Raw genomic sequence first — 5081 nt, forward strand, 5'->3', positions numbered from 1 at the left:
ACAGCTAGAAATATAGAGTAAAGCAATAGATGACTCCGCTCGCCTCTGCTTTCACACATGCTTTTGCCAGAAACAAAAAGCCGCTGTAAAAACAGCGGCAAGTACGTATGAAACTTTTCTTATCAACAAACATCAGCCTCGCTTTAATCTAGCGAAAAGACTAAAGAAAAGATAAGTGGCTATAGACTTTCACACAATCGTTACGATGTCAGCCGCTTGAGCAATACAATTGCTATCCCACTAGCGATATAAAGCCCGATGACAGGGAGTGTTGTTAATTCGTCTAAAGGCCTATCTCGAAAAACACGCCAAAAGAATTGACCGAAATACGCCCCCGCAGGCATACCTATGCCATAGGCCAATGGCCATTTCCAACTTAATTGCTGCTTACCCGGCTCCATAACATCTCACTCATAACTCTTGGTTACTTTACGGTTCGGCATACTAACTAGCTTTTCAGCCAACCCTTTAGGAAGATCGGTAAGACGGAACTCGCTCACCGTTGATGCTTGATACCGTGCTTTTCCATCTAAATCATAAGATGTTATCGTCAACTTTTGCTTAAAGCTGTTACGACCTGACTTCACTGGTTTCCAATGCATTTCATGGTCAAAATCAATTTGTACTTTCCACCCTTTAGCGACCTCAGGGTACGGTATTTGAGCCATTAGCTCACCGTAAGCAATACTTGTTGTTGTTCCCACGGCAACAGACACCCATAATTTTGCCAGTTCGCTCGATATCTTGGAAATAGCGCCAAATGGAATAAATGCAATCGCTATGTTTAATCCAATAGTTCCGGCATGGCTAATAATACGTATTTGTTTGTTACATTCCGCATTCCACTTAAATGCCGCTTCATCTGAATCAAAAGTAAGAACTTTTGATAAACGGTTTCGTGATATTTGCGATTTATAGCAATCGGGAGCACTTCCTGGCCCCATCCAGTGACCGCCATCGGTCCAATTTGATCGCGTATTACACAACCGCTCTAACTTATGCCTTTCATTACTATTTAATACTGTAATCGCCATTCCATTGCCCATGCAAAACTATTAACAAGCAGACATCATAAAATTCCCTTTCATCAGAAACTGCTTTAAAAATACATTATTCGAGTGACGTCGAAAAATAGGCGATTCAACAAGCAACAACCAAAGACAAAACATTAGCTGAAGCCTAATATGGCGAATCAATAAAAAAGGTGCCATTGGCACCTTTCTTTATTCACGCTTAGCGCACACATTCTAGACTCACGTGCTTTACGCTACTTTTTTACGTTTTTTGTACACCACGCAGAAGTTACCGCGACGGGTACGACACTTAGAGCAACGTTCGCAATCAACTTCGGCTTTATCGCCACTTTGCCAGCGTTTAATCAAATGCGGTTCTGCCAGTAATGGACGTGATAATGCGAAATACTGAATATTGGTGTTCTCTGCAATGGCTTCAATCGCATCAACATCGCTTAAGCCCCCCACAGTGATCACTGGTACACTGACATCCTGACTGATCACGTCGCCATATTGATGGAAATAGCCTTCTTCTTGCAAGGTATAGCCATCAAACTGCTGGCCGATCATGTCATTGGCTTTACCGTGAATGTTGCCCGAGATGATGATCGCATCGACACCAATCGCTTCTAGCTGCTTACAGATAATGCGCGTTTCATCGAAGGTTAAACCACCTTCAAAAAATTCGGTTGCCGTTAATTTCACTAGAATAGGGAAATCATCCCCCACCAGTTTGCGGATTGCCGTGTAGATCTCGACCAGAAAACGCATACGGTTCTCTAAGCTACCACCGTATTGGTCTTCTCGACGGTTGTAATAAGGGCTTAAGAACTGGTTGATCAGGTAAGTGTGCGCAGCATGAATTTCTACCCCATCAAAACCGGATTCTTGTGCGCGACGGCTGGCCTGAGCAAATGCCTCAACGATATAATCAATCTCGTCTTTGGTCATGGCTTTACCCTGGGTTTTCGTCCCCATTTCAGGTACATCACTTGGGGCAAAAATAATTCGTTCACCGACGTTATAGGTCGTTATTGTGCCACCGTACGCCAATTGCATCACGATTTTAGAGTCATTAGTGTGTACTAACTCAGTCAGCTTTTTGTACTCGTCGATAAAAGAATCGTTATACATGCCCATCATGCCGGCGTTGGGCTTTTCTTCTTCAACAATGTTCGCGTAGCCAGTCACGATTAAACCGACTTCTCCTTGCGCAAGTTCTTCGTAGATGGCGTACAGCTTATCCGTCATGTGACCATCTTCTGTTGCCATATTTTCCCATGTCGCGCTGCGTACAAAGCGGTTCTTCAGGGTCATGTTGCCAATACGGCCTTGTGAAAACAAAATGCTCAAGTCCAGTCCTCTCAAATCGTGTGTAGGGAATCATCTATCCTCCAGTAATGCTCACTTCTAATGGCGAGTGCTAATACCGAGTGCGATGAATAGCCGCCATACTGACGCTAAAAACAAGGAAAAACCTTAATCTGGATTAAGTTAGTGTGAGATATATCACTAAAGAATGTAGGGAATTACCATGACGAACAGGATTTTTGAATGACCTTTGTCGCCATTCACGACAGAGCTGGTTTTCAGGCTCACAGCACCTCAGGTCATCAACCCTACCGATGACACTAGATGTAAATAAAGTGGACGCTAAATAACGAAACGAGCCCTAATACCGACGACCCATGTGCTGCTTTCATTAGAAAAAGCGGGATCGTTGATGTATTGAAGATTAGGGGTTAATTCGACAAAATCGCCGAGTAGCATTTTGTAATAAAGCTCACTCGTCAGCTGAGACTGGCTAGGATCCGAGACCGAGTTGATGCCTTTCATCACAGAAGAAAAGTCTTCATTCACTTCGCTCCAGTTGAAAGCAAACCCAAGATCGTTTTTCTCGCCGCCAAGGCCAAAATACCCAACACCCGCAGTGATAGAGCTATCGTAGAGCGCAACATCCCCCTTCGAGAAGCCACCACGCAGGAACGGCATTATCTGGGGTGTAACCATAAAACTGGCAGAAAAGTTAACGCCCTGCCCACTACCGCCATTCACTAAACTATGCTGAGTCCCTCCATCTAAATGCCAAAAAGTCACGTGGATATTATCCGTATAAATCTGTTCTTTTGAGGCAGTCCAACCCAATTCGAATGTGCTAAAAAGCTTGTGATCATTAAACAAGGTGTCAAAGCCATCTTGAGGTGCATCAGACTTACCTTTACCATCAGCTACACCCACTATGGTGTAAACGTTGTCTGTTATCATATGGCCTACAGCCAACCCAAGAATACCGTCATCAGGTAAGCCTATTGCCCCCGCACCTGTACTGAATGCAAGATTAGTAAAACCATTCCACGGGCTTGCTAAAGCATACACATCCACATAATCCGTGGTATCTAAATAACCCACAATAAACGAGGTATTGCCATCATTAAGCTTCTGTTTCCAATACAAATTAGTTAAGCGAGCACCTTGGTCACTATACGCAGGGCCAATCATGCCACCATAACCAATTCCGTTACCTGCCCCAGTAAAGTTACCTTGGAAAGCAAATTCTTTCGGTGTCATATCACCATAACCATGGCGATGCTCAACCTTCCACACTATTCCTCCACTATTTCCCGTTTCTAATCCAACGAGGTTCCATGAACCATAAAAACGGGCGACACCCGAAGATGCCTCGCCTTTCCCTCCCGCTACCGGATCCGACGCGCTGAGCCCAAGTGCCTGATAATCTAGGCCAAAGGTAAGATTATGCCGCTCAGCTAAGTTTTCGCGCCAGCTCCTTTTTTCTCTAGTATTCTCCGCCAGAGTATTATCGACAGTATTCGGGCTACCAAAGTTTGCACCCGCTAACGTTGCCGATGGATACATCGCCATTACAATGCTAACGCTCAAAAGAAAGGCTTTACCGCATGTTTGAACAGGTAAAAATGGGAGCAATATCTGAGGATATTTATTTACATTCATAAGGCATTCCGAAAGTGGTTAAGCTAAGATGATTATGGCTGCGATTCATCTTGAAAATCGTCCAGTTAGCTTGCTGAAAGTAGGTAACAAACTAGAAAATATAACGGCTATTTCTCTAACAAAACCTTTAGTATCAACGCATTAAATAAAAGAACGTTACTTTTATACGGGACATAATCCCTCTAGTTAAATCTAGCCACTTATCCCTTTACATTCTTATTATTTCTGAGACCGATATTGCAGTGGAACATGCCTTTGCTAACCCCTAAGAAAGCGATCAAAGAATAAACGCGCAGAAACGAAAAAGGCGTTAGCAAACTATAGTCTGCTAACGCCTTAAATACACATGTTTACGTTTAATGATTACGCTTAGTTTAGCTCTTAATCAATGTCGCAATCAGTACAGCTTTGTAGTGCGATTTCGTGTTCAAAAACTGCAGTCTCGCTACCGTCTGCCAGTAGACCTGCGATTTCATCCGCGACTTCTTGCTCTTCTTCCGCTTCAACTTGATCGGCTAGTTCTTCTTCTGAGTAACCGTAGAAGTTCAGCAATAAGTAATCACGCGCTTCGTCTTTAGTACAAGTCACGTTCACCGAAAGATCTGGCTGAACGTTGCCTTGCTCGATAATCGCAGCCACTTGCGCTAAGACATCATCTTTCATCGCCACAGTTAACCAACCAAGATCAGTGCTTACTGTGGTTTTTTTACAATTAAAACAAGGTAGTTGATGAAAGTAATATTGAAAATCAGTCATAAGTAATTTCTTCTTTGAGTGTTGTATAGCAAGATTATGCGCGTTTTCTCGCAAAATACTATCTCAATAAACATTGAAAGCTGGATTGCAGTAAATGATCTTGGGCAAGGCGCAGAGTGAGGGAATGTTGATCGCTCTGTTAATACTAAAAAGATGATTTGTGGCTTAGAAAGTAAATGGACAAAAATGATTTAGCTTATTTTCTTTGACTAACCGTTTCAGATAAGAAAAAGTAAGCCAAGGTTCAATTTGGCAAAGATCAATACCTGACCCTAGCTTTCACGAGGCTCTCAATTATTTATCCTAGATTTTCTACTACATTCTGATCTTATGAGATAACTC

At 42.9% G+C, this 5081-nt stretch carries 5 protein-coding genes; all 5 read right to left on the reverse strand.

Translation table 11 applies throughout. The annotated features are described in order from the left end of the window. Nucleotides 1–200: 200 nt before the first annotated feature. Nucleotides 201–401 (reverse strand): hypothetical protein, encoded by a 201-nt coding sequence (locus ASV53_RS22520; protein ID WP_094958765.1) that lies wholly within the window; start codon nt 399–401, stop codon nt 201–203. 6 nt (nt 402–407) lie between these two features. Then, the gene (locus ASV53_RS22525; protein WP_141226296.1) at nt 408–1034 is read right to left on the reverse strand and encodes a hypothetical protein; all 627 of its coding nucleotides are present in this window, start codon (nt 1032–1034) and stop codon (nt 408–410) included. A 228-nt stretch (nt 1035–1262) separates the two neighbouring features. Next, entirely contained in the window at nt 1263–2366 is a 1104-nt protein-coding gene (locus tag ASV53_RS22530) for an NADH:flavin oxidoreductase (RefSeq protein WP_094958767.1), read from the reverse strand. A gap of 300 nt (nt 2367–2666) precedes the next feature. Next, complete coding sequence (locus ASV53_RS22535) at nt 2667–3893, reverse strand: carbohydrate porin (RefSeq protein WP_205049223.1); 1227 nt, start codon at nt 3891–3893, stop codon at nt 2667–2669. Nucleotides 3894–4364: 471 nt separating this feature from the next. After that, entirely contained in the window at nt 4365–4739 is a 375-nt protein-coding gene (locus ASV53_RS22540; RefSeq protein WP_094958769.1) for a hypothetical protein, read from the reverse strand. Between the last annotated feature and the right edge of the window lie 342 nt (nt 4740–5081).

Origin of the sequence: Photobacterium sanguinicancri, assembly GCF_002265265.1 — a bacterium.
Taxonomy (GTDB): domain Bacteria; phylum Pseudomonadota; class Gammaproteobacteria; order Enterobacterales; family Vibrionaceae; genus Photobacterium; species Photobacterium sanguinicancri.

Bases quoted from the DNA above. Each gene is read 5' to 3' on its own strand.
- ASV53_RS22520 (WP_094958765.1), bottom strand. From the start codon at position 401: ATGGAGCCGGGTAAGCAGCAATTAAGTTGGAAATGGCCATTGGCCTAT.
- ASV53_RS22525 (WP_141226296.1), bottom strand. From the start codon at position 1,034: ATGGCGATTACAGTATTAAATAGTAATGAAAGGCATAAGTTAGAGCGG.
- ASV53_RS22535 (WP_205049223.1), bottom strand. From the start codon at position 3,893: ATGGCGATGTATCCATCGGCAACGTTAGCGGGTGCAAACTTTGGTAGC.
- ASV53_RS22540 (WP_094958769.1), bottom strand. From the start codon at position 4,739: ATGACTGATTTTCAATATTACTTTCATCAACTACCTTGTTTTAATTGT.